General features: G+C 71.5%; 23 protein-coding genes. 21 read left to right on the top strand and 2 right to left on the bottom strand.

What is annotated here, in order from left to right:
* Nucleotides 1–120 precede the first annotated feature (120 nt).
* The 4 genes from OG782_RS05945 to nusB all read left to right on the top strand — a co-directional run bounded on the left by OG782_RS05945 (nt 121) and on the right by nusB (nt 3255).
* Complete coding sequence (locus tag OG782_RS05945; RefSeq protein WP_406448343.1) at nt 121–996, top strand: Pro-rich N-terminal domain-containing protein; 876 nt, start codon at nt 121–123, stop codon at nt 994–996.
* A gap of 101 nt (nt 997–1097) precedes the next feature.
* A complete protein-coding gene (locus OG782_RS05940) occupies nt 1098–2204 on the top strand; it encodes an aminopeptidase P family protein (RefSeq protein ID WP_406448342.1) in 1107 nt (368 codons plus the stop codon).
* 50 nt (nt 2205–2254) lie between these two features.
* A complete protein-coding gene (efp, locus tag OG782_RS05935; RefSeq protein WP_406448341.1) occupies nt 2255–2821 on the top strand; it encodes an elongation factor P in 567 nt (188 codons plus the stop codon).
* Nucleotides 2822–2823: 2 nt separating this feature from the next.
* The gene (nusB, locus tag OG782_RS05930; protein ID WP_207315353.1) at nt 2824–3255 is read left to right on the top strand and encodes a transcription antitermination factor NusB; all 432 of its coding nucleotides are present in this window, start codon (nt 2824–2826) and stop codon (nt 3253–3255) included.
* 201 nt (nt 3256–3456) lie between these two features.
* Here the strand turns inward: nusB and bldD are convergent, their stop codons facing one another.
* Complete coding sequence (bldD, locus tag OG782_RS05925; RefSeq protein WP_311313503.1) at nt 3457–3957, bottom strand: transcriptional regulator BldD; 501 nt, start codon at nt 3955–3957, stop codon at nt 3457–3459.
* Between the two features lie 222 nt (nt 3958–4179).
* On the opposite strand from bldD, the gene pyrR reads away from it, so the two are divergent.
* The 14 genes from pyrR to OG782_RS05855 all read left to right on the top strand — a co-directional run bounded on the left by pyrR (nt 4180) and on the right by OG782_RS05855 (nt 20801).
* A complete protein-coding gene (gene pyrR / locus OG782_RS05920; protein WP_406448340.1) occupies nt 4180–4764 on the top strand; it encodes a bifunctional pyr operon transcriptional regulator/uracil phosphoribosyltransferase PyrR in 585 nt (194 codons plus the stop codon).
* Between the two features lie 86 nt (nt 4765–4850).
* A complete protein-coding gene (locus OG782_RS05915) occupies nt 4851–5840 on the top strand; it encodes an aspartate carbamoyltransferase catalytic subunit (RefSeq protein ID WP_406448339.1) in 990 nt (329 codons plus the stop codon).
* A 2-nt stretch (nt 5841–5842) separates the two neighbouring features.
* Entirely contained in the window at nt 5843–7129 is a 1287-nt protein-coding gene (locus tag OG782_RS05910) for a dihydroorotase (RefSeq protein ID WP_406448338.1), read from the top strand.
* Nucleotides 7126–7704 carry a hypothetical protein gene (locus OG782_RS05905; protein WP_406448337.1) on the top strand — a complete coding sequence of 193 codons (579 nt, stop codon included), beginning with the start codon at nt 7126–7128 and terminating at the stop codon, nt 7702–7704. Before OG782_RS05910 ends, OG782_RS05905 begins: the two co-directional genes overlap by 4 nt.
* The gene (gene carA, locus OG782_RS05900) at nt 7701–8843 is read left to right on the top strand and encodes a glutamine-hydrolyzing carbamoyl-phosphate synthase small subunit (RefSeq protein WP_406448336.1); all 1143 of its coding nucleotides are present in this window, start codon (nt 7701–7703) and stop codon (nt 8841–8843) included. Before OG782_RS05905 ends, carA begins: the two co-directional genes overlap by 4 nt.
* The gene (gene carB, locus OG782_RS05895) at nt 8836–12144 is read left to right on the top strand and encodes a carbamoyl-phosphate synthase large subunit (protein ID WP_406448335.1); all 3309 of its coding nucleotides are present in this window, start codon (nt 8836–8838) and stop codon (nt 12142–12144) included. The genes carA and carB overlap by 8 nt, the downstream gene beginning before the upstream one ends.
* Nucleotides 12145–12199: 55 nt before the next feature.
* On the top strand, nt 12200–13309 hold the full coding sequence (locus OG782_RS05890) for a quinone-dependent dihydroorotate dehydrogenase (protein WP_406448334.1): 1110 nt from the start codon (nt 12200–12202) through the stop codon (nt 13307–13309).
* Nucleotides 13306–14145, top strand: coding sequence for an orotidine-5'-phosphate decarboxylase (pyrF, locus tag OG782_RS05885; protein ID WP_406448333.1), 840 nt, complete (start codon nt 13306–13308; stop codon nt 14143–14145). The genes OG782_RS05890 and pyrF overlap by 4 nt, the downstream gene beginning before the upstream one ends.
* A 245-nt stretch (nt 14146–14390) precedes the next feature.
* Nucleotides 14391–14714: an integration host factor gene (locus tag OG782_RS05880; protein ID WP_018524251.1), complete on the top strand. Its 324-nt coding sequence runs from the start codon at nt 14391–14393 to the stop codon at nt 14712–14714.
* Nucleotides 14715–14752: 38 nt separating this feature from the next.
* On the top strand, nt 14753–15370 hold the full coding sequence (gmk, locus tag OG782_RS05875; protein ID WP_406448332.1) for a guanylate kinase: 618 nt from the start codon (nt 14753–14755) through the stop codon (nt 15368–15370).
* A gap of 83 nt (nt 15371–15453) precedes the next feature.
* Nucleotides 15454–15726, top strand: coding sequence for a DNA-directed RNA polymerase subunit omega (rpoZ, locus tag OG782_RS05870; protein ID WP_003970369.1), 273 nt, complete (start codon nt 15454–15456; stop codon nt 15724–15726).
* Nucleotides 15727–15870: 144 nt separating this feature from the next.
* Nucleotides 15871–17073 carry a bifunctional phosphopantothenoylcysteine decarboxylase/phosphopantothenate--cysteine ligase CoaBC gene (gene coaBC, locus OG782_RS05865; protein ID WP_406448331.1) on the top strand — a complete coding sequence of 401 codons (1203 nt, stop codon included), beginning with the start codon at nt 15871–15873 and terminating at the stop codon, nt 17071–17073.
* Nucleotides 17074–17302: 229 nt separating this feature from the next.
* On the top strand, nt 17303–18511 hold the full coding sequence (gene metK, locus OG782_RS05860) for a methionine adenosyltransferase (protein ID WP_406448330.1): 1209 nt from the start codon (nt 17303–17305) through the stop codon (nt 18509–18511).
* A 130-nt stretch (nt 18512–18641) separates the two neighbouring features.
* Nucleotides 18642–20801, top strand: a complete 2160-nt coding sequence (locus tag OG782_RS05855) for a primosomal protein N' (RefSeq protein WP_406448329.1) — start codon at nt 18642–18644, stop codon at nt 20799–20801.
* A gap of 564 nt (nt 20802–21365) precedes the next feature.
* Here the strand turns inward: OG782_RS05855 and OG782_RS05850 are convergent.
* On the bottom strand, nt 21366–21905 hold the full coding sequence (locus OG782_RS05850; protein ID WP_406448328.1) for a hypothetical protein: 540 nt from the start codon (nt 21903–21905) through the stop codon (nt 21366–21368).
* 230 nt (nt 21906–22135) lie between these two features.
* Here OG782_RS05850 and fmt point away from each other — a divergent pair, with 230 nt between their 5' ends.
* The 3 genes from fmt to rpe all read left to right on the top strand — a co-directional run bounded on the left by fmt (nt 22136) and on the right by rpe (nt 25385).
* Entirely contained in the window at nt 22136–23068 is a 933-nt protein-coding gene (gene fmt, locus OG782_RS05845) for a methionyl-tRNA formyltransferase (protein ID WP_406448327.1), read from the top strand.
* A 79-nt stretch (nt 23069–23147) separates the two neighbouring features.
* Nucleotides 23148–24581, top strand: a complete 1434-nt coding sequence (locus OG782_RS05840; protein ID WP_406448326.1) for an RsmB/NOP family class I SAM-dependent RNA methyltransferase — start codon at nt 23148–23150, stop codon at nt 24579–24581.
* Between the two features lie 120 nt (nt 24582–24701).
* Entirely contained in the window at nt 24702–25385 is a 684-nt protein-coding gene (rpe, locus tag OG782_RS05835; RefSeq protein ID WP_406448325.1) for a ribulose-phosphate 3-epimerase, read from the top strand.
* The last annotated feature ends 132 nt before the right edge of the window (nt 25386–25517 follow it).

Here is a 25517-nt window from a genome sequence, read left to right as displayed (position 1 = left end):
GGCCGACCGGCCGCCGGGGCACTCCGCAGCGCCCCCGGCCGTTGCCCCTGTGGCGGCCGGGGACGGTACGGTTGCCGTTCCACCAGCGCCAGTTGCCTGCACGAGACGGAGTGCCACCGGATGCCGCACGCAGTGGGGGCCCCGCTGCCGCCGCCCCAGGGACCCGGAAACGGACCCGTCGGCTGGTCGCACCAGGCCCAGCACCCCGGCCACCCCGGTCCGCCGGTCCAGCCCCCGAGCGGTCGCCCGGGTCCGCCCCCGGCCGGACACCCCGGACCGCCGCCCCCCGCACCGCCCGCCCAGCAGGGCCAGGGCTGGGCCGGTCCGGCGCCGCACCAGGCCCCGGCCCCGGTCTCCAGGGAGACCACCGGACACATCCAGCTGCCGCCCGGCGGGCCCGTCCCGCTGCCCGCACCGCCCGCCGAGCCCGGCACCGGCGCCACGACCCTCGCGGTGCTCCTGATCGGCCCGGCAGGCGCCGGGAAGACCACCGTGGCCAAGCTCTGGGCCAGCCGGCGCCGGGTTCCCACCGCACACGTCAGCCTCGACGACGTCCGCGAGTGGGTCCGCACCGGCTTCGCCGACCCGCAGGCGGGGTGGAACGACCAGTCCGAGGCCCAGTACCGCCTGGCCCGCCGCACCTGCGGCTTCGCCGCCCGCAATTTCCTGGCCAACGGAATCTCCTGCATCCTCGACGACGCCGTCTTCCCCGACCGGCCCGTCGTCGGCCTCGGCGGCTGGAAGCGCCATGTCGGCCCCGGACTCCTGCCCGTCGTCCTGCTGCCGGGCCTGGAGATCGTCCTGGAGCGCAACGCCGCCCGCAGCGGCAACCGCCGGCTCTCCGACGAGGAGGTCGCCCGGATCCACGGCCGGATGGCCGGCTGGTACGGCTCCGGCCTGCCGATCATCGACAACTCCACGTACGACGTGGAGACCACCGCCCGCGTCCTGGACGACATCCTCGCCCGTTCCATAGCCAGCCCCCCGGCCTGGTGAGCCGGCCGGGGACGGCGCCGGCCGCCCGCCGGCGCCCGGCCACCCCCCCGGTCGGATGCGCTGACCGGGCGGGCCGGCCGCTCCGCTCGTAGGCTCGACGCATGTCAGAGGTGTACGCCGTCCGCCGCGGGCTGCTCCGCGACCGGTGCGCCGCAGTCGGATCCGCGGCCGCCCTGGTCTCCCGCCCCGCCAATGTCCGCTACCTGGCGGGAGCGGCGCCCCCGGGCGCCGTGCTGCTGCTCGGCCCCGACGAGGACGTGCTGCTCTGCCCCCGGCCACCGAGCGGTGACCCGGCCGACGGCCGCGCCGATGAACACCTCCGGGTGGGCCTGCTGCCGGTGAGCGGCGGTGATCCGGTGGTAGCGGCCGCGGATCTGGCCACGTCCAGCGGTGCGGAGTCCCTGGCCGTCGAGGAACACGACCTGACGGTCGCCCGGCACCGGGCCATGGGTTCCGTCGCACCGAAGCTCCGGCTGGCCGATCTCGGCGCCACCGTCGAGCAGTTGCGCATCGTCAAGGACGAGGAGGAGATCGGCTGTCTGCGGATCGCCGCCGAGATCACCGACCAGGCGCTGGGCGAACTCCTCGAATCGATCCTGGTCGGCCGCACCGAACGGCATCTCGCCCTGGAACTGGAACGCCGGCTGGTCGACCACGGCGCCGACGGCCCCGCCTTCGCGACCTCCGTCGCCACCGGCCCCAACTCCGGCCGGGGCCGTCACCGGCCCTCGGACCGACGGGTGGAGGAAGGAGATTTCCTCTCCGTCTGCCTCGGTGCGAGCTACCGCGGCTACCGCTGCGAGATCGGCCGTACCTTCGTGATCGGTACGGCTCCGGCCGACTGGCAGATCGAGCTCTACGACCTGGTTTTCGCCGCTCAGAGGGCCGGACGCGAGGCGCTCGTGCCGGGCGCCGCCTACCGCGACGTGGACCGTGCGGCCCGCCAGCTCCTGGAGACCGCGGGCCACGGTGAGGGCCTCGCACCCTGGACCGGGCACGGGGTCGGGCTCGAAATCGACGAGGACCCGCAGTTGGCACCTGCAGCCATGGGTAAACTGGACGCTTGTGTGCCGGTCACCGTCGAACCGGGGGTCCACCTCCCGGGCCGGGGCGGAGTCCGGATCGATGACACGCTCGTCGTGCGCCCCGAGGCGGACGGCGGACCCGAGCTACTCACCATTACGACCAAGGAGCTGCTCGCGCTCTAGCGCGCATCCTCGGCCGTTCCACCAGCTTCAGTCCAGGAGATTCCGCAACCGTGGCTTCCACGAACGACCTCAAGAACGGCCTGGTGCTCAAGCTCGACGGAGGCCAGCTCTGGTCCGTCGTCGAGTTCCAGCACGTCAAGCCCGGCAAGGGCCCGGCCTTCGTGCGCACCAAGCTCAAGAACGTGCTGTCCGGCAAGGTCGTCGACAAGACGTTCAACGCCGGCATCAAGGTCGAGACGGCCACCATTGACCGGCGCGACATGCAGTTCTCGTACATGGACGGCGAGTACTTCGTCTTCATGGACATGGACACCTACGACCAGCTGATGGTCGACCGCAAGGCCGTCGGCAACGCCGCCAACTTCCTGATCGAGGGCTTCACCGCCAACGTCGCCCAGCACGAGGGCGAGGTGCTCTACGTCGAGCTGCCGGCCGCCGTCGAGCTGACCATCCAGCACACTGACCCGGGCGTCCAGGGCGACCGTTCCACCGGTGGCACCAAGCCCGCCACGCTGGAGACCGGCTACGAGATCGGCGTCCCGCTCTTCATCACCACCGGTGAGAAGATCAAGGTCGACACCCGCTCGGGCGATTACCTCGGCCGGGTGAACAGCTAACCGTGGCTGCCCGGAATACGGCCCGCAAGCGAGCCTTCCAGATCCTCTTCGAGGCCGACCAGCGCGGTGAGTCCGTGCAGACGGTCCTCGCGGACTGGGTCCGGCACTCGCGGTCCGACACCCGTCAGCCGCCGGTCACCGAGTACACGATGGAGCTCGTCGAGGGGTACGCGCAGTACGCGGACCGCATCGACGACCTCATCATCACCTACGCCGTGGACTGGGAGATCGACCGCATGCCGGTCGTCGACCGGAACATCCTGCGGCTCGGTGCGTACGAGCTGATCTGGGTGGACGCGACCCCGGACGCGGTGGTGATCGACGAGGCGGTCCAGATCGCCAAGGAGTTCTCCACCGATGACTCCCCGTCCTTCGTGAACGGCCTGCTGGCCCGTTTCAAGGACCTCAAGCCGAACCTTCGCCGGGAGCAGTAGCCCCGGCGGTGCTTCAGCCGACGAAGGGCCCACGGCCGCCGGCCGTGGGCCCTTCGGCATACCCCGCCCCGCCCTGGTCCGCCCTGCCCTGTTCCGGCCCGCACGGCTCCGGGAGACCTGCCCGGAAAACGGAAACGCCGGGTCCGGCGGGGCGCCCGGAAAGGGCCCCGCCGACCCGGCGGTACGTTTCTGCTGGGCTGGTCAGCCCTCGTCGTGGCCGACCGCACGGCGCGCGTCCGCGTCCAGCACGCCCCAGCTGATCAGCTGTTCCGTCAGCACGGACGGCGACTGGTCGTAGATCACGGCCAGGGTGCGCAGGTCGTCCTGGCGGATCGACAGCACCTTGCCGTTGTAGTCGCCGCGCTGGCTCTGGATCGTCGCCGCGTAGCGCTGCAGGGGTCCGGCCTTCTCCGGCGGCACGTGGGCAAGGCGCTCGAGCTGGAGAACGAGCTTCGGCGGCGGCTCGGCAGCCCCGCCGGGCGTCGTGCCGGGCAGGAGCTCCTGCACCGGAACACCGTAGAAGTCCGCCAGCTCGGCAAGGCGCTGCACGGTCACGGCACGGTCGCCGCGCTCGTACGAACCGACCACGACGGCCTTCCAGCGGCCCTGGGACTTCTCCTCCACGCCATGGAGGGAGAGGCCCTGCTGGGTGCGGATGGCGCGGAGCTTGGCTCCGAGCTGTTTTGCGTATTCGCTGGACATAAGGCTCCCCGGACGCTGGAACGTTTTGCGGCTCCGCCGCGTGGCTTGGTAACTCACTGTGAGGTTACGCAGCGTTACTTGGGTGCGTCAAGCTGAATGGTCCGTACCGGCTCCTCCCGGGGGTGCGGCCAGGGCCCTGCGCAAGCCCTGGTAACGTTGATGACGCAATTTCGACGTCCTTTAAGATCCGTCCAGTGAGGCGGAGAAGGAGGTCCGTTTCTTATGGACGCACAGCACGACGCCACCGGCAATGCGGCACGCCCCGTTCTCGAGGCTCCCGACATCGCCCGGGTACTGACCCGCATCGCCCACGAGATCGTCGAACGCGCCAAGGGCGCCGACGACGTGGTACTTCTCGGCATCCCGACCAGGGGCGTCTTTCTCGCCCGGCGGCTCGCCGACAAGCTCGAGGAGATCACCGGCCGGAAGATGCCGGTCGGCTCCCTCGACATCACCATGTACCGCGACGACCTGAGGATGCGCCCGGCACGGGCCCTGGCCCGCACCGAGATCCCCGGCGAGGGCATCGAGAACCGTTTGGTCGTCCTCGTCGACGACGTTCTCTTCTCCGGCCGCACGATCCGCGCCGCTCTCGACGCGCTCGGCGACATCGGCCGGCCCCGTGCGGTACAGCTCGCGGTCCTCGTCGACCGCGGCCACCGCGAACTCCCGATCCGCGCCGACTACGTCGGCAAGAACCTCCCCACGTCGCTGCGGGAGACGGTCAAGGTCCAGCTCGCCGAGGAGGACGGCCGCGACGCCGTGCTGCTGGGCGTCGAGCAGACCGGTCCGGCGGCCGAGCGGTAGCTGCACGTCCGTACGGCTCATCCGCCGTACGACGGCTTCCGCACGCCCGCACGCCCGAATCCTCCAGCAACCCGGAGAACACCCAGATGAAGCGTCACCTCATCTCGGCCGCCGACCTCACCCGCGACGACGCCGTCCTGATCCTCGACACCGCCGAGGAGATGGCCAGGGTCGCGGACCGGCCGATCAAGAAGCTCCCGACCCTGCGCGGCCGTACCGTCGTCAACCTCTTCTTCGAGGACTCGACGCGTACCCGCATCTCCTTCGAGGCGGCGGCCAAGCGGCTGTCCGCCGACGTCATCAACTTCTCCGCGAAGGGCTCGTCCGTCTCCAAGGGCGAGTCGCTCAAGGACACCGCCCTGACCCTGGAGGCGATGGGCGCGGACGCCGTCGTCATCCGGCACGGTGCCTCCGGCGCCCCGTACCGACTGGCCACCTCCGGCTGGATCGACGGCGCGGTCGTCAACGCCGGCGACGGCACCCACGAGCACCCCACCCAGGCCCTCCTGGACGCCTTCACCATGCGCCGCAGGCTGGTCGGGGCCGACACCGGACTCGGCAAGGACCTGAACGGCCGCCGGATCACGATCGTCGGCGACATCCTGCACAGCAGGGTCGCCCGCTCCAACGTCCACCTGCTGACCACCCTCGGCGCCCACGTCACCCTGGTGGCCCCGCCCACCCTGGTCCCCGTCGGCGTCGAGCAGTGGCCCTGCGACATCAGCTACAGCCTCGACGAGGTGCTGCCGAAGTCGGACGCTGTGATGATGCTCCGTGTGCAGCGTGAGCGGATGAACGCCGCGTACTTCCCGACCGAGCGCGAGTACTCCCGCCGCTACGGCCTGGACGGCGAGCGGATGGCGAAGATGCCCGAGCACGCCATCGTGATGCACCCCGGCCCGATGGTCCGCGGCATGGAGATCACCGCCGAGGTGGCCGACTCCGACCGGTGCACGGTCGTCGAGCAGGTCGCCAACGGTGTCTCGATCCGCATGGCCGTGCTCTACCTGCTGCTCGGCGGCTCCGAGCCCGCCCCCACCGCCCCTGCCGCCGCCCGTACCGAGGAGAACAAGTAACCATGAGCAAGATCCTTATCCGCGGCGCGAAGGTCCTCGGCGGCGAACCCCAGGACGTCCTCATCGACGGCGAGACCATCGCGGCGGTCGGCACCGGGCTCGACGCCGCTGACGCCACCGTGATCGAGGCGGCCGGCCAGGTCCTGCTGCCCGGTCTGGTCGACCTGCACACCCACCTGCGCGAGCCCGGCCGCGAGGACTCCGAGACCGTCCTGACCGGCACCAAGGCCGCGGCGGTCGGCGGCTTCACCGCCGTGCACGCCATGGCCAACACCTTCCCGGTCGCCGACACCGCCGGCGTCGTCGAGCAGGTCTGGCGGCTCGGCAAGGAGTCCGGCTACTGCGACGTGCAGCCCATCGGCGCCGTCACGGTCGGCCTGGAGGGCAAGCAGCTCGCCGAGCTCGGCGCCATGCACGACTCCGCCGCCGGAGTGAAGGTCTTCTCCGACGACGGCAAGTGCGTCGACGACGCGGTCATCATGCGCCGCGCCCTGGAGTACGTGAAGGCGTTCGACGGAGTCGTCGCCCAGCACGCCCAGGAGCCCCGCCTCACCGAGGGCGCCCAGATGAACGAGGGCATCGTCTCGGCCGAGCTCGGCCTCGGCGGCTGGCCCGCCGTCGCCGAGGAGTCGATCATCGCCCGCGACGTCCTGCTCGCCGCCCACGTCGACTCCCGGGTGCACATCTGCCACCTGTCGACCGCCGGCTCCGTCGAGATCGTCCGCTGGGCCAAGTCCAAGGGCTGGAACGTCACCGCCGAGGTCACCCCGCACCACCTGCTCCTCACCGACGAGCTCGTACGCTCCTACAACCCGGTCTACAAGGTGAACCCGCCGCTGCGCACCGAGGCCGACGTCCTGGCCCTGCGCGAGGCGCTGGCCGACGGCACCATCGACTGCGTCGCCACCGACCACGCCCCGCACCCGCACGAGGACAAGGACTGCGAGTGGGCCGCGGCCGCCATGGGCATGGTGGGCCTGGAGACCGCGCTCTCCGTCGTCCAGCAGACGATGGTCGAGACCGGTCTGCTCGACTGGGCGGGCGTCGCCGACCGCATGTCCGCGCGCCCCGCCGCCATCGGCCGGCTCGAGGGACACGGCCGGCCCGTCTCGGCGGGTGAGCCCGCCAACCTCACCCTGGTCGATCCGGCATACCGTGGAGTCGTGGACCCCGCGGGCTTCGCCTCCCGCAGCCGCAACACCCCCTACGAAGGGCGCGAGCTGCCGGGCCGAGTGACCCACACCTTCCTGCGGGGCCGTGCCACGGTCGTCGACGGGAAGCTCGCGTGACAACACTCACCCACCTGTACCAACTGGCCGCCGAGCGCAAGTCGGCGGACGTGACCGACTGGTCCGCCCGCATCAGCTGGGTGATCGGACTGCTCGTCCTCATCGCCTTCGTCTACTGGCTGATGCGCCAGGGATGGAAGTGGCGCGCGAGCCTCCAGTCCGGTCTGTCCGACCTCGCGACCACCCCCGACGGCTACGCCGACGGCGAGAAGCTGCTCACCCTGACCGGGCGCTACCACGCCTCGACGACGGCCGGACAGTGGCTCGACCGCATCGTCGCCCACGGCCTCGGCACCCGCAGCCGCGTCGAGCTCACCCTCACCGAGCAGGGCCTGGACGTCGTACGGCCCGGCGCGGCGGACTTCTTCGTCCCCGCCGCCGATCTGCGCGAGGCCCGGACCGACAAGGCACTCGCGGGCAAGGTCCTGCCCGAGGGCGGTCTGCTGATCATCACCTGGGCGCTCGGCGACCAGCTGATCGACTCCGGATTCCGCTCCGACCACTCGGCCGAACACCCCGCCTGGGTCGAAGCCGTCAACCACCTCACCAGCACTACGGAAGGCACCGCACGATGACGATCTCCACCCGGGGAGCCGCCAAAGCTCCCGCCGTACTCGTCCTGGAGGACGGCCGCGCCTTCCGCGGCCGCGCCTACGGGGCTGTGGGGGAGACCTTCGGCGAGGCGGTGTTCTCCACCGGCATGACCGGCTACCAGGAGACGCTGACCGACCCCTCGTACCACCGCCAGGTCGTCGTGATGACCGCCCCGCACGTCGGCAACACCGGTGTGAACGACGAGGACCCCGAGTCCAAGCAGATCTGGGTCGCCGGCTACGTCGTGCGCGACCCCGCCCGGGTGCCGTCCAACTGGCGCTCGCAACGCTCGCTCGACGAGGAGCTCGCGAGCCAGGGCGTCGTCGGCATCAGCGGCATCGACACCCGCGCCCTCACCCGCCACCTGCGCGAGCGCGGCGCGATGCGCGTCGGGATCTTCTCCGGCAACGCACTCGCCGACGAGGGCATGCTCCTCGCGAAGGTGCGCCAGGCGCCCGAGATGAACGGCGCCGACCTCTCCGCCGAGGTCGCCACCAAGGAGACGTACGTCGTCCCCGCGATCGGCACCAAGAAGTTCACCGTCGCCGCGATCGACCTCGGCATCAAGGGCATGACCCCGCACCGGATGGCCGAGCGCGGCATCGAGGTGCACGTCCTGCCCGCCACCGCCACCCTGGAGGAGGTGTACGCGGTCCGGCCCGACGGAGTCTTCTTCTCCAACGGCCCCGGCGACCCGTCCACCGCCGACCACCCCGTCTCCGTCATGCAGGGCGTCCTGGAGCGCCGGACCCCGCTCTTCGGTATCTGCTTCGGCAACCAGATCCTGGGCCGCGCGCTCGGCTTCGGCACGTACAAGCTGAAGTACGGCCACCGCGGCATCAACCAGCCCGTGCAGGACCGCTCGACCGGCAAGGTCGAGGTCACCGCGCACAACCACGGTTTCGCCGTCGACGCCCCGCTCGACAAGGTCTCCGACACCGCCTACGGGCGGGCCGAGGTCTCCCACGTCTGCCTGAACGACCAGGTCGTCGAGGGCCTTCAGCTCCTCGACCGGCCGGCCTTCAGCGTCCAGTACCACCCCGAAGCAGCCGCCGGCCCGCACGACGCCGCGTACCTCTTCGACCGCTTCGTATCCCTGATGGAGGGCCAGCGTGCCTAAGCGCTCCGATATCCAGTCCGTCCTGGTCATCGGCTCCGGTCCGATCGTCATCGGGCAGGCCGCCGAGTTCGACTACTCCGGCACCCAGGCCTGCCGCGTCCTCAAGGCCGAGGGCCTGCGCGTCATCCTGGTGAACTCCAACCCGGCGACGATCATGACCGACCCGGAGATCGCCGACGCCACCTACGTCGAGCCGATCACCCCCGAGTTCGTCGAGAAGATCATCGCCAAGGAGCGCCCCGACGCGCTGCTGCCGACACTGGGCGGCCAGACCGCGCTCAACACCGCGATCTCCATGCACGAGAACGGTGTCCTGGAGAAGTACGGCGTCGAGCTCATCGGCGCCAATGTCGAGGCCATCAACAAGGGCGAGGACCGCGACCTCTTCAAGGGCGTCGTCGAGGCCGTCAAGGCGAAGATCGGATACGGCGAGTCCGCCCGCTCCGTCATCTGCCACACGATGGACGACATCATCGCCGGCGTCGACACCCTCGGCGGCTACCCCGTCGTCGTCCGCCCCTCCTTCACCATGGGCGGCGCCGGCTCCGGCTTCGCCCACGACGAGGACGAGCTGCGCCGCATCGCCGGACAGGGCCTCATGCTCTCCCCGACCACCGAGGTGCTCCTGGAGGAGTCCATCCTCGGCTGGAAGGAGTACGAGCTGGAGCTGATGCGCGACAAGAACGACAACGTCGTGGTCGTCTGCTCCATCGAGAACTTCGACCCGATGGGCGTCCACACGGGTGACTCCATCACCGTCGCCCCGTCGATGACGCTCACCGACCGCGAGTACCAGCGGCTGCGCGACGTCGGCATCGCGATCATCCGTGAGGTCGGCGTCGACACCGGCGGCTGCAACATCCAGTTCGCCATCGACCCGGTCGACGGCCGGGTCATCGTGATCGAGATGAACCCGCGTGTCTCCCGCTCCTCGGCGCTGGCGTCGAAGGCCACCGGCTTCCCGATCGCCAAGATCGCCGCCAAGCTGGCCGTCGGCTACACGCTCGACGAGATCCCCAACGACATCACCGAGAAGACCCCGGCCTCCTTCGAGCCGACCCTCGACTACGTCGTGGTCAAGGCCCCGCGCTTCGCCTTCGAGAAGTTCCCCTCCGCCGACTCCACCCTCACCACCACCATGAAGTCGGTGGGCGAGGCCATGGCGATCGGCCGGAACTTCACCGAGGCGCTGCAGAAGGCGCTGCGCTCCCTGGAGAAGAAGGGCTCGCAGTTCGCCTTCACCGGTGAGCCCGGCGACAAGGCCGAGCTGCTGGCCGAGGCGGTCCGCCCGACCGACGGCCGGATCAACACCGTCATGCAGGCGATCCGGGCCGGCGCCACCCAGGAAGAGGTCTTCGACGCCACGAAGATCGACCCCTGGTTCGTCGACCAGCTCTTCCTCATCAAGGAGATCGCCGACGAGCTGGCCGGCGCCGACAAGCTCGTTCCCGAGCTGCTGGCCGAGGCCAAGCGCCACGGCTTCTCCGACGTCCAGATCGCGGAGATCCGCGGTCTGCGCGAGGACGTCGTCCGTGAGGTGCGGCACGCGCTCGGCATCCGCCCGGTCTACAAGACGGTCGACACCTGCGCCGCCGAGTTCGCCGCGAACACGCCGTACTTCTACTCCTCGTACGACGAGGAGAGCGAGGTCGCGACCCGCACCAAGCCCGCGGTGATCATCCTCGGCTCCGGTCCCAACCGCATCGGCCAGGGCATCGAGTTCGACTACTCCTGCGTCCACGCCTCCTTCGCGCTGAGCGACGCGGGCTACGAGACCGTGATGGTCAACTGCAACCCCGAGACGGTCTCCACCGACTACGACACCTCCGACCGCCTGTACTTCGAGCCGCTGACGCTCGAGGACGTGCTGGAGATCGTGCACGCGGAGTCCCTCGCGGGCCCGATCGCCGGCGTCATCGTCCAGCTCGGCGGCCAGACCCCGCTGGGCCTGTCGCAGGCGCTCAAGGACAACGGCGTGCCCGTCGTCGGCACCTCCCCGGAGGCGATCCACGCCGCCGAGGACCGCGGCGCCTTCGGCCGCGTGCTCGCCGAGGCCGGCCTGCCCGCCCCGAAGCACGGCACCGCCACCACCTTCGCCGAGGCCAAGGACATCGCCGACGAGATCGGCTACCCCGTCCTCGTCCGCCCGTCCTACGTGCTCGGCGGCCGCGGCATGGAGATCGTGTACGACGAGACCCGGCTCTCCTCGTACATCGCCGAGTCCACCGAGATCAGCCCCACCCGGCCGGTCCTGGTCGACCGCTTCCTCGACGACGCCATCGAGATCGACGTCGACGCGCTCTACGACGGCACCGAGCTCTACCTCGGCGGCGTCATGGAGCACATCGAGGAGGCCGGTATCCACTCCGGCGACTCCGCCTGCGCACTGCCCCCGATCACGCTCGGCGGCCACGACATCAAGCGGCTGCGCGCCTCCACCGAGGCCATCGCCAAGGGCGTCGGCGTACGCGGACTGATCAACATCCAGTTCGCGCTCTCCGGCGACATCCTCTACGTCCTGGAGGCCAACCCCCGCGCCTCGCGCACCGTCCCCTTCACCTCGAAGGCGACCGCGGTCCCGCTCGCCAAGGCCGCCGCCCGGATCTCGCTCGGCGCGACCGTCGCGGAGCTGCGCGAGGAAGGCCTGCTGCCGAAGAACGGCGACGGCGGCACCCTGCCGCTGGACGCGCCGATCTCCGTCAAGGAGGCCGTCATGCCGTGGTCGCGCTTCCGCGACATCCACGGCCGCGGCGTCGACACGATCCTCGGCCCGGAGATGCGCTCCACCGGTGAGGTCATGGGCATCGACTCGGTCTTCGGCACGGCGTACGCCAAGTCGCAGGCCGGCGCGTACGGCCCGCTGCCCACCGAGGGCCGCGCCTTCATCTCCGTCGCCAACCGCGACAAGCGCTCGATGATCTTCCCGGCCCGCGAACTGGTCGCCCACGGCTTCGAGCTCCTGGCCACCTCCGGCACCGCCGAGGTCCTCAAGCGCAACGGCATCAACGCCACGGTCGTGCGCAAGCAGTCCGAGGGCGAGGGCCCGGACGGCGAGAAGACCATCGTCCAGCTGATCCACGACGGCGCTGTCGACCTCATCGTCAACACGCCGTACGGCACCGGCGGCCGTCTCGACGGCTACGAGATCCGTACCGCGGCCGTCGCCCGGTCCGTGCCGTGCCTGACCACGGTCCAGGCACTCGCCGCGGCCGTCCAGGGCATCGACGCCCTCAACCACGGGGACGTGGGCGTGCGATCGCTCCAGGAACACGCGGAACATCTGACCGCGGCCCGCGACTAGCAGCCCAGCAGGGGGACACCGGAAACGGTGTCCCCCTCTTCATGAGGACACCGTGATGTACAAACTCTTCTTCCAGCTGGTCTTCAAGCGCATGGACCCGGAGCGCGCCCACTACGCCGCCTTCCGCTGGATCCGCCTCGCCGCCCGCGTCCCCGTGCTGCGCACCTTCGTCGCCGCCGCGCTCGCCCCCCGGTACAAGGAACTGCGCACCGAGGCCCTTGGCCTGCGGATGCACGGCCCCTTCGGCCTCGCCGCCGGCTTCGACAAGAACGCCATCGCGATCGACGGCATGGCCATGCTCGGCTTCGACCACGTCGAGATCGGCACGGTCACCGGCGAACCGCAGCCCGGAAACCCCAAGAAGCGCCTCTTCCGCCTCGTCGCGGACCGCGCGCTCATCAACCGCATGGGTTTCAACAACGAGGGCTCGGCCGCCGTGGCCGAGCGCCTGGCCGCCCGCAACCCGGTCTTCCGGACCACCGTCGGCGTCAACATCGGCAAGACGAAGGTCGTCGCCGAGGCAGACGCGGCCGCCGACTACGTGAAGTCCACCGAGCGGCTCGCCGCGCACGCCGACTACCTCGTCGTCAACGTCTCCTCGCCCAACACGCCCGGACTGCGCAACCTCCAGGCCACCGAGTCGCTGCGCCCGCTGCTGACCGCCGTGCGCGAGGCGGCCGACCGGACCGTCACAGGCCGCCGGGTTCCGCTGCTGGTCAAGATTGCCCCCGACCTCGCGGACGAGGACGTCGACGCGGTCGCCGACCTCGCCGTGGAACTGGGCCTGGACGGCATCATCGCCACCAACACCACCATCGCCCGCGAGAGCCTGGGGCTGAAGTCCCCGGCCTCCCTGGTCCAGGAGACCGGCGGCCTGTCCGGCGCACCCCTCAAGGAGCGCTCCCTGGCGGTCCTGGGCCGCCTCTACGCGCGCGTGGGCGACCGGATCACCCTGGTCGGCGTCGGCGGCATCGAGAACGCCGAGGACGCCTGGCAGCGCATCCTCGCCGGCGCCACGCTCGTCCAGGGCTACAGCGCCTTCATCTACGAGGGCCCGTTCTACGCCCGCGCGATCCACAAGGGCCTGGCCGCGCGCCTGGCCGCCTCCCCGTACGCCACCCTCGCCGACGCGGTCGGCGCGGAAACCAGGAAGGCAGCGAAATGACCCCGGAACCCTTCGGCGCCCGTCTGCGCCACGCCATGGACACCCGTGGCCCGCTCTGCGTCGGCATCGACCCGCACGCCTCCCTGCTCACCTCCTGGGGTCTGAACGACGACATCGCGGGCCTGGAGCGCTTCACCCGTACGGTCGTCGAGGCGCTGGCGGACCGGGTCGCCGTGCTCAAGCCGCAGTCCGCGTTCTTCGAGCGCTTCGGCTCGCGCGGCGTCGCCGTCCTGGAGAAGGCCGTCGAGGAGGCCAGGGCGGCCGGCGCGCTGGTCCTGATGGACGCCAAGCGCGGGGACATCGGCTCCACGATGGGTGCCTACGCCGCGACCTACCTGGACAAGGACTCGCCGCTGTTCTCCGACGCGGTCACCGTCTCGCCCTACCTCGGCTTCGGCTCGCTGCGGCCGGCGCTCGACGCGGCGGCCGTCTCCGGATCGGGCGTCTTCGTGCTGGCCCTCACCTCCAACCCGGAGGGCGCCGAGGTGCAGCGCGCCACCGCGGCCGACGGCCGCTCGCTGGCCCAGCTGATGCTCGACCACATGGCCGCCGAGAACGAGGGGGCCACCCCGCTCGGCTCGGTCGGCGCCGTGGTCGGGGCCACGCTCGGCGACGCGGGTGTGAACCTCGCGATCAACGGCCCGCTGCTCGCCCCCGGCATCGGCGCCCAGGGGGCCACGCCGGCGGATCTGCCGGGTGTCTTCGGCGACGCGGTGCGCAACGTGGTGCCCAGCGTCAGCCGGGGCGTGCTGCGCCACGGTCCGGACGCGTCAGGGCTGCGCGAAGCCGCCGGACGGTTCGCGGACGAGGTCCGTGCGGCCGTCTCGGACCGCTGACACTGCCACGTAACAGCGTGTTGACGGAATCCTGACCAAAAAACTCGGTTGTTATGCCTGGAATGTCCTGGTCGGCTAAGGCTGACCAGGACTTTTAGTCCGTTCTCGCTGACTCGAGCGGCCCTGGCCGCTAGTCTCCGTCGAGAGCCAACGAGCACAGGTTGTTCGCGGCTCACCAGGTGAGGGGCGATCCAGTCGCCTCACCGGTCCGTATCCGACAGATCGACATCCGAGGTGACGTAGGCGTGGCTCTTCCGCCCCTTACCCCTGAACAGCGCGCAGCCGCGCTCGAAAAGGCCGCCGCGGCTCGCCGGGAGCGGGCCGAGGTCAAGAATCGACTCAAGCACTCCGGCGCCTCCCTCCACGAGGTCATCAAGTCGGGCCAGGAGAACGACGTCATCGGGAAGATGAAGGTCTCCGCCCTGCTGGAGTCCCTGCCCGGCGTGGGCAAGGTCCGCGCCAAGCAGATCATGGAGCGGCTCGGCATCTCCGAGAGCCGCCGGGTCCGGGGTCTCGGCTCCAACCAGATCGCATCCCTGGAGCGTGAGTTCGGCGGCAGTGCCGCCTGACGGTCTCAGGCACTCCTGAGAACCGGGATAATCGCTCCATGGCTGCAACATCCCGGGGGACGTCCCCCGTACCCCCGGACGTACGTCCGCGGCTGACCGTGCTCTCCGGCCCCTCGGGGGTCGGCAAGAGCACGGTCGTCGCGCATATGCGCAAGGTCCACCCCGAGGTATGGCTCTCCGTGTCGGCGACGACCCGCAAGCCCCGCCCCGGCGAACGCAACGGTGTCCACTACTTCTTCGTGGACAACGAGGAGTTCGACAAGCTGATCGCCAATGGTGAGCTGCTGGAGTGGGCCGAGTTCGCCGGCAACCGCTACGGCACGCCGCGGCGTGCCGTGCAGGAGCGGCTGGAGGCCGGTGAGCCGGTGCTGCTGGAGATCGACCTCCAGGGCGCCCGGCTCGTCCGCCAGTCCATGGCCGACGCCCAGCTGGTCTTCCTCGCCCCGCCGAGCTGGGACGAGCTGGTGCGCCGGCTCACCGGCCGCGGGACCGAGGCGCCCGACGTGATCGAGCGCCGTCTCGGCGCGGCCAAGGTCGAACTGGCCGCCGAATCCGAGTTCGATACGACGCTTGTCAACACCTCCGTCGAGGACGTGGCACGTGAGCTGCTAACCTTGATGCTGGAGGCTTCCGGCCACCGTGCCGGCGGCGAATGAACGCACCGACACGGGGGCACCGGCCACAAAGCCCCTGAGTGTCAAAGATTTCTTTGATCTTCACCCCCTTCGGAAGGCAGAGAGTGTCCTCTTCCATCACCACGCCCGAGGGCATCATCAACCCGCCGATTGATGAGCTCCTCGAAGCAACCGACTCGAAGTACAGCCTCGTGATCTACGCCGCCAAGCGCGCGCGCCAGATCAACGCGTACTACTCGCAGCTCGGTGAGGGACTCCTCGAGTACGTCGGGCCGCTCGTCGACACACACGTGCACGAGAAGCCGCTTTCGATCGCGCTCCGCGAGATCAACGCGGGCCTGCTCACCTCCGAGGCCATCGAGGGCCCCGCGCAGTAAGCAGGAAACGCACCTTCACCTCAGGCCCGGCGGTCACCACCGCCGGGCCTGAGGTGTGTCCGGGGCGACGGGCCAACGGCTGCGGCGGTGAGGCAGCATGGTGGATGTACGGAGCGCGTACGTATCCGAGTGCGGGGAGACGCAGTGGACAAGCCGAAGGTCGTCCTGGGGGTCAGCGGGGGCATCGCCGCCTACAAGGCGTGCGAGCTGCTGCGCCGGCTGACCGAGTCCGGCCACGACGTACGGGTCGTCCCGACCGAGTCGTCGTTGCACTTCGTGGGCGCCGCCACCTGGTCGGCGCTCTCCGGCCACCCGGTCTCCACCGAGGTCTGGAACGACGTCCACGAGGTCCCGCACGTACGGATCGGCCAGCACGCCGACCTCGTCGTCGTCGCCCCCGCCACCGCCGACATGCTCGCCAAGGCGGCCCACGGACTGGCCGACGACCTGCTCACCAACACCCTGCTCACCGCCCGCTGTCCGGTCGTCTTCGCGCCCGCCATGCACACGGAGATGTGGGAGCACCCCGCCACTCAGGAGAACGTCGCCACGCTGCGCCGCCGAGGCGCCGTCGTCATCGAGCCCGCCGTCGGCCGTCTGACCGGCGTCGACACCGGCAAGGGCAGGCTGCCCGACCCGGCGGAGATCTTCGAGGTCTGCCGCCGCGTCCTGGCCCGCGGCCCCGTCGCCCCCGACCTCGCCGGCCGGCACGTGGTGATCAGCGCGGGCGGCACCCGCGAGCCCCTCGACCCGGTCCGCTACCTCGGCAACCGCTCCTCGGGCAAGCAGGGGTACGCGCTCGCCCGCACCGCGGTCGCCCGGGGCGCGCGGGTCACGCTCGTCGAGGCCAACACCGGACTGCCCGATCCGTCCGGCGCCGACATCGTCCGCGTGGGCACCGCGGTGCAGTTGCGCGAGGCCGTGCTGAAGGCGGCGGCGGACGCCGACGTCGTGGTGATGGCCGCGGCGGTCGCCGACTTCCGCCCCGCGGAGTACGCCCAGGGGAAGATCAAGAAGAAGGACGGCCTGGAGCCCGCCCCCGTCGCGCTCGTACGCAATCCCGACATCCTCGCCGAGGTGTCGGCCGAGCGCGCCACGCCGGAGCAGATCGTCGTCGGATTCGCCGCCGAGACCGACAACGTCCTCGCCAACGGCCGCGAGAAACTCCGCCGCAAGGGCTGCGACCTGCTGGTGGTCAACGAGGTGGGGGAGCTCAAGACCTTCGGCTCCGAGGAGAACGAAGCCGTGGTGCTCGCGGCAGACGGCAGCGAGACCCCCGTGCCGTACGGGCCCAAGGAGGCACTGGCCGACACGGTCTGGGATCTCGTGTCTGCGCGTCTCGGGTGAATTTCTCGTGTCCGGGCCGCGACGGCCCGATCCCTTGCAATACGGGTGGGAACGGCGTCCCGGGCGGCTTCCGGCGGCCGGTGGGGCATGTCACAGAACTCCCAAAGGGCGAGACACGTTGTCCGGCAGCCGGAGCCGACCGATAAACTGGTCCCGGACCGTACCGGGCGCAGCTCCCGGCCGTCCGCCCAATGATCAGCCAGCAGCCGCTGCAACCCCAGGGAGCGATGTGTCCCGCCGTCTCTTCACCTCGGAGTCCGTTACCGAGGGTCACCCCGACAAGATCGCTGACCAGATCAGCGACACCATTCTCGATGCACTCCTGCGTGAGGACCCGACGTCGCGTGTCGCCGTCGAGACCTTGATCACCACCGGTCTGGTGCATGTTGCGGGTGAGGTCACGACCAAGGCCTACGCCGACATCCCGACGCTGGTCCGCAACAAGGTCCTGGAGATCGGCTACGACTCCTCGAAGAAGGGCTTCGACGGCGCCTCCTGCGGCGTCTCGGTGTCCATCGGCGCACAGTCGCCCGACATCGCGCAGGGCGTCGACACCGCGTACGAGAAGCGGGTCGAGGGCGACGAGGACGAGCTCGACAAGCAGGGCGCCGGCGACCAGGGCCTCATGTTCGGCTACGCCTGCGACGAGACGCCCGAGCTGATGCCGCTGCCGATCCACCTGGCGCACCGGCTCTCGCGCCGCCTCTCCGAGGTCCGCAAGAACGGGACGATCCCGTACCTGCGTCCCGACGGCAAGACCCAGGTCACCATCGAGTACGACGGCGACAAGGCCGTCCGTCTCGACACGGTCGTCGTCTCCTCGCAGCACGCCAGCGACATCGACCTCGACTCGCTCCTCGCGCCCGACATCCGCGAGTTCGTCGTCGAGCACGTGCTGGCGCAGCTGATCGAGGACGGCATCAAGCTGGACACCGAGGGCTACCGCCTGCTGGTCAACCCGACCGGACGCTTCGAGATCGGCGGCCCGATGGGTGACGCCGGTCTGACCGGCCGCAAGATCATCATCGACACCTACGGCGGCATGGCCCGCCACGGTGGTGGCGCCTTCTCGGGCAAGGACCCGTCGAAGGTGGACCGCTCGGCCGCGTACGCGATGCGCTGGGTCGCCAAGAACGTCGTCGCGGCGGGCCTCGCGGCCCGTTGCGAGGTGCAGGTCGCGTACGCGATCGGCAAGGCCGAGCCGGTGGGCCTCTTCGTCGAGACCTTCGGCACCGCGGCGATCGAGCCCGAGAAGATCGAGCACGCCATCGGCGAGGTCTTCGACCTCCGTCCGGCCGCGATCATCCGCGACCTCGACCTGCTCCGCCCGATCTACGCCCAGACCGCGGCGTACGGACACTTCGGCCGCGAGCTCCCCGACTTCACGTGGGAGCGCACGGACCGGGTGGACGCGCTGCGCACGGCCGCAGGCCTGTAGGCCCGGGGCCTTCCCAGTCGTACCGCCGGAGCCCGGACACCGTCACGGTGTCCGGGCTCCGGCGCGTTCGTGTCCGGGCCGTCCGTCCGTGGGGACCCCGCTGTCAGAGGCATCTGGTAGGAATTTGGCTGTGAGCAGCGACAACGAGCAGTCCGACCGGCCCGAAGCCGGGGCGCCGGAACAGCTTGCGCTGATCCGGGAGACCGTGCGCCGGGCCGACGTGCCGCGCGCCAAACCCCGGACCTGGCGAGGGGCCGCGCTCGCCAGGGAGCTCCCCGTCGCCCGCGTGCTGGTCAACAAGGGCGCCCTCCACCTCGACCAGTACTTCGACTACGCCGTGCCCGAGGAGCTCGACGCCGAGGCTCAGCCCGGTGTGCGCGTGCGCGTGCGGTTCGGGGCCGGAGGACGCAATGTGCGGGGCGGGCGTCGCGAGGGCGGCGGGCTGATCGACGGATTCCTGGTCGAGCGGCTGGCCGAGTCCGACTACAGCGGAGCGCTGGCCGCGCTCGCCTCCGTCGTCTCGCCCGAACCCGTCCTGGGACCGGAGCTGCTGGGCCTCGCGCGGGCCGTCGCCGACCGGTACGCGGGCAGCCTCGCCGACGTCCTGCAGCTCGCCGTGCCACCCAGGAACGCCAAGGCCGAGTCCAGACCGTCCCCGCAACCGCTCCCCGCGCCCGCTGCGCCGTCGCCCGGGACCTGGGAGCGGTACGGGCAGGGGGCGGCGTTCCTGACGGCTCTGGCCGGCGGCGGCGCCCCCCGGGCCGTGTGGACCGCGCTGCCGGGACCGCACTGGCCCCAGGAGATCGCCACGGCCGTCGCCGCGACCCTCGCCTCGGGACGCGGCGCGCTGGTCGTGGTCCCCGACGGGCGGACCGCGGGACGGGTCGACGCCGCGCTCACCGCGCTGCTCGGTGAAGGCCGCCACGCCCTGCTGACCGCCGGCTCGGGACCCGAGAAGCGGTACCGGGAGTGGCTCGCCGTACGGCGCGGGTCCGTCCGGGCCGTGGTGGGGACCAGGGCCGCGATGTTCGCGCCCGTCGCCGATCTCGGCCTGGTGGCGATCTGGGACGACGGGGATTCCAGCCACAGCGACGACCACGCCCCCTTCCCGCATGTGCGCGAGGTCCTGGAACTGCGGGCCGCGCACGGCCGGTGCGCCTTCCTGCTGGGCGGGACGAACTGCACCGTGGAGGCCGCGCAGCTCGTCGAGAGCGGCTGGGCGCTGCCGCTGCGCCCGGACCGGGAGCAGCTGCGGATCGCGGCGCCCCTGGTGCGCACCGTCGGCGACGGCGAGCTCGCGCGGGACGGTGCCGCCCGCGCCGCCCGGCTGCCGAGCCTCGCCTGGCAGACGGTGCGGGACGGGCTGCGCAGCGGACCGGTGCTGGTGCAGGTGCCCCGGCGCGGCTACGTCCCCCGGCTGGCCTGCGAGCGCTGCCGGGAACCCGCACGGTGCCGGCACTGCGCGGGGCCCCTGGAGGCGCCCGACCAGCAGGACCTGAACTGTGCCTGGTGCGGCCGGGCCGAGACCTCCTGGCACTGCGTCGCCTGCGGCTCCTTCCGGCTGCGCGCTCAGATCGTGGGCGCCCGCCGGACCGCGGAGGAGCTCGGCCGGGCGTTTCCCGACGTGCCGGTGCGCACGTCGGGCCGTGACCACATCCTGGACTCGGTGCCGGACCAGCCCGCGCTGGTGGTCAGCACGCCGGGGGCGGAGCCGGTCGCCGAGGGCGGGTACGCGGCGGCGCTGCTGCTGGACGGCTGGGCGATGGTCGGCCGCCCCGACCTGCGGGCCGGGGAGGAGGCGCTGCGCCGCTGGACGGCCGCGGCCTCACTGGTACGGGGGCAGCCTGAGGGCGGCACGGTGGTGATCGTGGCCGAGCCGACGCTGCGGCCCGTGCAGGCACTGGTGCGCTGGGACCCGGTCGGCCACGCGCGGCGTGAACTCGCGGAACGGGCCGAGCTGGGCTTTCCGCCGGTGTCCCGGATGGCGTCGGTGACGGGGGCGCCGGAGGCACTCGCCGGGTTCCTGGACGCCGCACAGCTGCCGCCGGACGCCGAGGTGCTCGGTCCGGTGCCGGTCCCCGGGGGTGAGCCGGGACGGCCCCGCAGACCCTTCGAGGCGCCGGCCGGGGAGACCTGGGAGCGGGCGCTGATCAGGGTGCCACCGGGCAGCGGGGCGGCGCTGGCGGCCGCGCTGAAGGCGGCACAGGCGGCACGGATGTCCCGGGGGAGCGGCGGGGGCGGCGCCGGCGGTGCGGTACGGATCCGGGTGGACCCGCCGGATATCGGGTGACGGTGCGGGGCCCTTGGGCGGGCGGCAGCGGGGGTCTTGACCTTGCCCAGGTCCGGGGCTGGGGGTTCCGTCCTCAATCGCCGGACGGGCTTGGTGCGGGTGCTCCGCGACGCGGAGGCGCGTTCCCCCGGTGGTGGGGGTCCGGTGCCCCTCCGGGGAGACTCCTCGGACGACGAACGTTCGGCGGGTACGCAAGCGACCCGGGTCGATGTTCGTCGTCCTGCGGGGACTCCCCTGCACGGCCCCGGACCGGCCGCCCTGCGTCTGCGGCAGTACTACCGCCGGCGTGCAGACGCGATGGCGGCCGGGTGGGGACGTGCAGGGGAGTCCCCGCAGAAAATGGCGTACGACCCGGGTCCCTTACGGACCGGGGTGCACACGCCATTTTTGAGGAGTCTCCCCGGAGGGGCCCCACCCCCACCCACCGGACAAGGCGATCCGCGGGGCACCCGCACAAAAGCCCGTCCGGCGCTTGAGGACGGAACCCCGCACAAACGGAACCCCGCACAAACGGAACCCCGCACCAAGGGGCCCCGCGCAGGTGTGCCGGGCCGCGTGGAGGGCTCAGCCGTTGCGCGGTCCCGGGAATGCGCCGGGGCGCAGTTCCTCGCGCAGCGACGGGTGGTCCGCCGACGGCTGCGGCGGCATCGAGCGCGCGGCAGGCACCGCGGGCGCGACGGGGGAGCCCGGAACCATCGGCACCGGTCGCTGCGCCACGACCTCGGCGGCGCCCTCGGCCGTCACCGGCTGAGGGGCGGCGCGCCGTGCGCCGTAACGGCGGTGGACCGCCTGCTTGGTGACCCCGAGCGCGGAGCCCACGGCGTCCCAGGAGAAGCCCAGTGAACGGTCGAAGTCCACTGCCGCCGTGACCAGGGTCTCGACGCTGTCCCGCAGTTCCTGGGCCAGCCTGACGGTGGGGGCCGGGGCCCTGCCGTAGACGACGAAGCCCGTGGAAGGGCCGGAGCGGCGCGGACGGTAGACGTTGCCCAGTTGGGCCGTGAGCGTGCGCAGTGCGTCCACCTGCCGCCGGACCCGCTCGATGTCCCGCACCAGAAGATGCAGGCTGGCCCGCGCTTGGGCGTCGTGGGTTGCGTGGTCGGCCATGAAGAAGCCTCTCGAACCGGCGTTGAAAGGGATCGGGCCGCACCAGGGCGGCTCGCTTCGGTCAATCTCTCTTGACCAACGCCTCACCCGGGGATCTGGTCACGCTCCGGGGGCGCATATGCACATGCAAGGGGCGCGCAACCGTGCGTACGCCCCCCGGGCGCCGGGCCCATAGACTTGTGCGTTGCTCGTCACCGTAACGTTTCGGCCTGAGAGGCAGTCAGCCACCCATGAAGCTCGTCTTCGCAGGCACCCCCGAGGTAGCCGTACCCGCACTGGACGCCCTGATCGCCTCCGGTCGCCATGACGTGGCCGCCGTCGTGACCAGGCCCGACGCCCCCGCGGGGCGTGGGCGCCGGCTGGTGGCCAGTCCCGTCGCCGAGCGGGCCGAGGAGGCCGGGATCGAGGTGCTCAAGCCGGCCAGGCCACGCGACGAGGACTTCCTGGCGAGGCTGCGGGAGATCGCACCGGACTGCTGCCCGGTCGTCGCCTACGGGGCCCTGCTGCCCAAGGCCGCACTCGACGTCCCCGCCCGCGGCTGGGTCAACCTGCACTTCTCGCTGCTGCCGGCCTGGCGCGGTGCCGCGCCCGTGCAGCACGCGGTCATGGCGGGCGACGAGGTGACGGGGGCCTCGACCTTCCTCATCGAGGAGGGGCTCGACTCCGGACCGGTCTACGGCGTCCTCACCGAGGAGGTGCGGCCCACCGACACCAGCGGCGACCTGCTGACCCGGCTGGCGTTCGCCGGCGCCGGGCTGCTCGTCGCGACCATGGACGGCATCGAGGACGGCACCCTGCACGCGGTACCGCAGCCCGCGGAGGGGATCACCCTCGCGCCGAAGATCACCGTCGAGGACGCCCAGGTCCAGTGGGCGGCGCCCGCCCTGCGTGTCGACCGGGTGGTCCGCGGGTGCACCCCGGCCCCCGGCGCGTGGACGCTCTTTCGCGGCGAGCGCCTCAAGCTGATCCAGGCCGTGCCCGTCGTGGACCGGGCCGACCTGGCACCCGGCGAGCTGTCCGCGGCCAAGAACAACGTGTACGTGGGCACCGGATCCCACGCGATCGAGCTGCTCTGGGTCCAGCCCCAGGGCAAGAAGCCGATGCGCGCCGCCGACTGGGCGCGCGGGGTACGCATCGTTCCCGGCGAGCTCGTGGGCATCTAGCCCGCGCGGACCGGCGGGCCGGGGCGGGGACGTAGGCTGGGAGGGTTCGTCCTCTCACCATCAGCGGAGCACCTTTCACGTGAACGACCAGCCGCGTCGCCGTCCCGCCAAGCCGCACCGCCGTCCGCAGAAGGACCCGGTCCGGTTCCTTGCCTTCGAGGCCCTCCGGGCCGTCGACGAGCGTGACGCGTACGCCAACCTCGTGCTGCCCCCGCTGCTGAAGAAGGCCCGCGCCAAGGGCGACTTCGACAACCGGGACGCGGCGCTGGCGACCGAGCTGGTCTACGGCACGCTGCGCCGCCAAGGCACCTACGACGCGATCGTCGCCGCGTGCATCGACCGGCCCCTGCGCGAGGTCGACCCGCCGGTCCTGGACGTACTGAACATGGGCGTGCACCAGCTGCTCGGCACCCGTATCCCGACCCACGCCGCCGTCTCCGCGAGCGTGGAGCTGGCCCGCGTGGTGCTCGGCGAGGGGCGCGCCAAATTCGTCAACGCCGTCCTGCGCAAGGTCTCCGCGGACGACCTCGAGGGCTGGGTGGCCAAGGTCGCGCCCTCCTACGAGGACGACGCGGAGGACCACCTCGCGATCGTGCACTCGCATCCGCGATGGATCGTCTCGGCGCTCTGGGACGCGCTCGGCGGCGGGCGCGCGGGGATCGAGGACCTCCTGGAGGCCGACAACGAACGGCCCGAGGTCACCCTGGTCGCCCGCCCCGGCCGCTCCACCACCGATGAACTGCTCGACGCCCTGGGCGAGGAGAACGGCCTGCCGGGCCGCTGGTCGCCCTACGCCGTGCGGATGGCCGAGGGCGGCGAGCCCGGCGCCCTGAGCGCCGTTCAGGACAGCCGCGCCGGTGTCCAGGACGAAGGCAGCCAGCTCGTCGCCGCCGCCCTCGCCAACGCCCCGCTGGAGGGCAGCGACACCCGCTGGCTCGACGGCTGCGCCGGCCCCGGCGGCAAGGCCGCTCTGCTGGCCGCTCTGGCGGCGGGCCGCGGCGCCGCCCTGCTGGCCGCCGAGAAGCAGCCCCACCGGGCCCGTCTCGTCGAGCGCTCACTGGCCGGCAACCCCGGCCCGTACCAGGTGATCACGGCCGACGGCACCCGCCCGCCGTGGCTGCCCGGCACCTTCGACCGGATCCTGATGGACGTCCCGTGCTCCGGCCTCGGCGCGCTGCGCCGCCGGCCGGAGGCCCGCTGGCGCCGCCGCAAGGAGGACCTGGAGAGCTTCGCCCCGCTCCAGCGCGGACTGCTGCGCGAGGCCCTGAAGGCCGTACGGGTCGGCGGCGTCGTCGGGTACGCGACCTGCTCGCCGCACCTGGCGGAGACCAGGGTGGTCGTCGAGGACGTGCTCAAGGGACGCGGTGGCGAAGCCATCCGGGCCGAGTGGGTGGACGCCCGTCCGCTGATGCCCGGGGTGCCCGCCCTGGGCGACGGTCCGGACGTCCAGCTGTGGCCGCATCTGCACGGCACGGACGCGATGTACCTCGCGCTGCTGCGGCGTACCGCCTGATCGCCCCGGAGGAGCTGGGCCGGGGGCGAAACGCCGGGAATGCGCGAACCGTAATGATCCCGTGAGGCTTTGGGGCGCACCGAAGCGGGGAAGTGCCGCAGAACATGGCAGGCTTGGGCCATGGCCCAGATCAACCCCAGCATTCTCTCCGCCGACTTCGCACGTCTCGCCGAGGAGGCGCAGGCCGTCGAAGGCGCCGACTGGCTCCACGTCGATGTCATGGACAACCACTTCGTGCCCAATCTGACCCTCGGCGTTCCGATCGTGGAATCGCTCAGCAGGGCCACGGCCACGCCGCTGGACTGCCATCTGATGATCGAGGACGCGGACCGCTGGGCCCCGCAGTACGTCGAGGCGGGGGCGGGATCCGTCACCTTCCACGCGGAGGCCGCGGCGGCCCCCGTGCGGCTGGCGCGGGAGATCCGGGCCAAGGGCGCCCGCGCGTCCATGGCGCTCAAGCCGGCGACGCCCATCGAGCCGTACGAGGACCTGCTCCCCGAGCTCGACATGCTGCTGATCATGACGGTGGAGCCGGGCTTCGGGGGCCAGTCCTTCCTCGACATCATGCTGCCGAAGATCCGCCGCACCCGTGAGCTGATCTCCAGGCACGGACTCGAGCTGTGGCTCCAGGTCGACGGCGGCGTCTCGGAGTCCACCATCGAACGGTGCGCGGAGGCGGGCGCCGATGTCTTCGTCGCCGGTTCCGCCGTGTACGGCGCCAAGGACCCGGCCGAAGCCGTCCGGGCCCTGCGCGCGAAGGCCGACGGGGCCATCGCCTCGGCCGGGTGGGCGTGCGGCCACTGACGCCGGTGACCCGGCGCAGGCGTCCGCTCCGGCCCCCGATCGCAGGGCGGCCGGGCCAAGGGCAGATGAACGCGGTCCGACGGGACCGATCAAGGATCGCCGTATCTGACAGGATGAACGGCGTATCGAGAG

It is taken from the genome of Streptomyces sp. NBC_00876 (assembly GCF_045207435.1).
Classification (GTDB): Bacteria; Actinomycetota; Actinomycetes; order Streptomycetales; family Streptomycetaceae; genus Streptomyces.
Note: the sequence above shows the minus strand (reverse complement) of the source record. Positions and strands in the feature narration are given on the sequence as shown.